Here is a 3,631-nt window from a genome sequence, read left to right as displayed (position 1 = left end):
GTATTCAGTATCTATCACTACATGGGCCGTCTGCATCTCGGGAGGCTCTCCGTGATTGTCAGCTGGCTGTATGACAAGGTGCAGCACATTTACGGTGGCGTTTCATTCCCACGATATCGGGGATCGATACCTGCCGGCCAGCCGGTTCCAACCATCAAGCTTGATCTCCAACCGGGGGAGCTGATCAGGGTTAAGTCCTATGAAGAAATCCTCAAGACCCTAGACACGGATAATAAGAACCGTGGCCTGTATTTCGACGCCGAGATGGTCCCCTATTGCGACCATACTTTCAGGGTCCGGTCGCGAGTAACAGCGTTTGTCAATGAAAAGACCGGACTTCTCAACCGGCTCAGGGGACCGGCGGTCATCCTGGAAAAAGTCTGGTGCAATTCGAGATATAGCGATTGCCGGATGCAGTGCCCAAGAGCCGTCTATCCCTGGTGGCGAGAAATTTGGCTGGAACGGGTGCCTGGCGAGGCAATCGCTCACATGGGGCATGCTACGGCAGCTCAAACGGAAACAAGCGCGTATGCAGCCAGTGATACATGACCCACAAGGCCCTCAGTGCCAAAGGCGAACCCCGCAACCTTAAAAGGGAAGCCATTCAAAGTGGCGTCGCCAGGATGGTGAGCCAGGGGGTGAACCTGATTCTCAGGGTGGGCTATATTGCCATCCTGGCACGCCTGCTCAGCCCTGACGATTTCGGCCTGGTCGCGATGGTGGTGGCACTCACAGGCATTTTCGACGTCTTCACCACCGCCGGGCTTTCCTCCGCTACCATCCAAAAGCATGAGATTTCGTTTGACCAGGTTTCGGCACTGTTCTGGATCAACATACTGGTAGGGGTCTTTCTCGCGCTGCTCTGCGCCGCGAGTGCCTACACGATATCAGCCTTCTACCATGAGCCGCGTCTACTCAGGATCGCCATCGCGGTCGCTCCAGCTTTCCTGCTTAACGCGGCCGGCGTGCAACATGCCGCTCTGATCGAGCGCGACTTGCGTTATGTCACACTCAGCGCGATCGAAACGGGTGCCCTGTGCGTGGGCATCCTGTCCGGTGTGCTGCTCGCGTTGCGTGGCTACGGCTACTGGGCACTGATCGCCCCGACACTTATCTCGCCGGCAATCAACAGCCTGGGCTGCTGGATCGCCACCGGGTGGATTCCTGGATGGCCTCGACGCGGCGCCAATATTCGCTCGCTCTTGCATTTCGGTGGAATCGTCACGCTGAACAACCTCGTTGTCTATATTGGCTACAATGTGGAGAAAGTCCTTCTCGGGCGGCTCTGGGGCGCTGCGTCGCTCGGATTGTATACCCGGGCCTTCCAGCTGATTGGCATCCCTACGGCGACCATCAACAGCGCCGTCGGTGCGGTACTGTTCTCGGCGTTGTCACGAATGCAGCATGATCCCGCGCGGTTGCGGAACTTCTACCTCAAGGGATATTCGATCGTCATCGCGGTGACGGTTCCCATCACAATGTTCTCGTTCCTGTTCGCACATGAGATCATCACCGTGGTGCTGGGCTCGCAATGGACGGGGGCGGCGACCATCTTCCGGCTGCTCACGCCTACCATCTTGGTGTTCGGGATCATCAACCCTACATATTGGCTGCTCATCTCGACCGGCAAGCAGAAGCGCAGCCTGTATCTGGCTTTCGCCATCGCCCCTCTCGTCATCACTTCCTACTGCGCAGGAATCTCCTTCGGCCCCGAGGGCGTTGCACTGAGCTACTCGACGGCGCTGGTGCTCTGGCTCTATCCACACCTGGTGTGGAGCCTGCACGGAACGCCGGTTTCAGTCGGGGATCTGTTGCGGACGATCATGAGGCCATGGATGGCCGGCATCGTGGCCTCGGTGGGTGCGCTGGCAGTGCAGCGCTATCTCGGCCCGGAGGTTCCTTCGCTTCTGCGGCTCGCGGCTGGCGGGCTGGTTCTGATCAGTATCTATGCATTCGTCTTGCTGTTCGTCTTGGGGCAGCTCAAGCTGTTTCAGGATGTGCTGCTGGGCTTTCGAGGCGAGGCGCGGGCCGGCGCTTGACGCAGCCCGCGACTTCGACCGGCGAAGGCCCGAGAGAGAAGCTATTTGGAGGGCAAATGGCCAGTATAGCAATCGTCCATAGCTATCCGTACGACGCGTTCTTCGGCGGAGACGGCGCCTATATCCAGGCGTTCGGGCGATATCTCCTGAAGTCCGGCCACGAGGTACACGGGTATGTATCCAACATAGCGCGCGGCCGAAGGAGTCCAGTCTGTAGGAGTGTATATGAAATAGAGCAGTTTTCTTCGTGGCAGGTTCGTCGAAGTATCAGATTGGGCCAGAGAACATTTCTATCCACGGAGTTGCTTCGGTCCGGGCATCTGGCCGGATCGTTCCTTGGACGGAAGACCGCACCTGTTTCCCCAATGACGGACCAGAACTTTTCCAAGGGAGAGACTCAGTGGGTGCTTGACCGTATCGAAGCTGGACGGCCGGACGCCGTCATACTGTTCCACGATGCCGTGCATTTCGCTCCTTGCCTCTCCTGCAACGGTCACAGGGTTTTCTCACTTGTTGGCCATCTTCAGCACCGCAACGGGGCAGCGCGCTGGGAGGCCGGCGCAACCCCCGGCCCGGACAAGAATTGGACTGAGGAAAAGAGATTGTCAAACTCGCTGAAGGCGGCAGAGTGTGTCGGTTTCAACAGCAAGGATGACGCCTCCTACGCCCGCAACCATCTCGGGGTGACACGCGTGATCTCTCTTGGCATGGGCTTCGACAATCACGAAAAGCAACCCGACAGCAATGAGCCCATCGTTCTCTTCGTCGGGAATGCCACAGAGCCAAATCGTGCCGCACTGTCGTGGTTCCTGAAGGAGGTCTGGCCAACTGTTCGAACCTCATGCCCCACGGCAAGGGTTCGCATCGTCGGAACCGCCGCCTTCACATGTGAGGTTACGCCGGCGGCCGGCCTGGAGTGTGTGGGAGCGCTCCCGGACCTCGCTCCCGAATATAGGCGCGCCCAGCTTGTCGTGGCCCCGCTCGTTTCCGGCAGCGCCGGCGTCAAGATAAAGGTGGCCGAGGCCATGTCTTACGGCCGCCCCCTCGTGACGACCTCGATAGGTGTGGACGCAGGTGACCCCCACCAACTTGATGAGGGAGCGATCGTGGCCAATGGTGGTGCAGACTTTGCACAGGCGGTCATCGCGCTGTTGAGCAATGCGGAACTTCGGCGTCAGAAATCCGAGGGTACCGCGCATGTATTCGCCAGCCTCTTTTCCTGCGATGTGTGCTATGGCCCGTTCCTGTCTTGGCTCCGCAAGGCAGGCCAGGTGGCTGATAGCAGCTTGTCATCACAAATGGTGTAGGGAGGCGGGCGCCTCTCTAAAGTGGCACTCGACAGGATTTGATCAGCACTATGCTGTATCCGCATGCTCCACTTGGCGGGTGGACGAGCCCGACCGACCGGAAACCACTGCCAAGGCCCGTCTGACGGCGCCCTTCGTTCGATAAAGATGGCCCAGCGGCGGAAACAGCCTCAATATCGGAGACAGCGAAAAGCTATATCTAAGCAATTCGACGCCACAAGCGGTCCTTCCTCGGACAATATGAGAGACTGCCGACCAATAAGCGGCATCGGCAACCCGGCGCAT

General features: G+C 58.7%; 2 protein-coding genes and 1 pseudogene. All 3 read left to right on the top strand.

Annotation, left to right across the window (positions count from 1 at the left end; translation table 11 throughout):
- Positions 1 to 549: pseudogene (locus EN914_RS28270) on the top strand (hypothetical protein); the annotation flags it as partial.
- Positions 546 to 2,039, top strand: a complete 1,494-nt coding sequence (locus tag EN914_RS28265; protein WP_024505409.1) for a lipopolysaccharide biosynthesis protein — start codon at positions 546 to 548, stop codon at positions 2,037 to 2,039. The pseudogene EN914_RS28270 and the gene EN914_RS28265, both read left to right, overlap by 4 nt.
- Positions 2,040 to 2,443: 404 nt before the next feature.
- Complete coding sequence (locus EN914_RS28260) at positions 2,444 to 3,346, top strand: glycosyltransferase family 4 protein (protein ID WP_164752851.1); 903 nt, start codon at positions 2,444 to 2,446, stop codon at positions 3,344 to 3,346.
- Positions 3,347 to 3,631 lie beyond the last annotated feature (285 nt).

Origin of the sequence: Mesorhizobium sp. M7A.F.Ca.CA.001.08.2.1 (genome assembly GCF_003998455.1) — a bacterium.
Lineage (GTDB): Bacteria > Pseudomonadota > Alphaproteobacteria > Rhizobiales > Rhizobiaceae > Mesorhizobium > Mesorhizobium ciceri.
The sequence above is the reverse complement of the archived record's forward strand: the minus strand, read 5'-3'. Positions and strand labels throughout refer to the sequence as shown.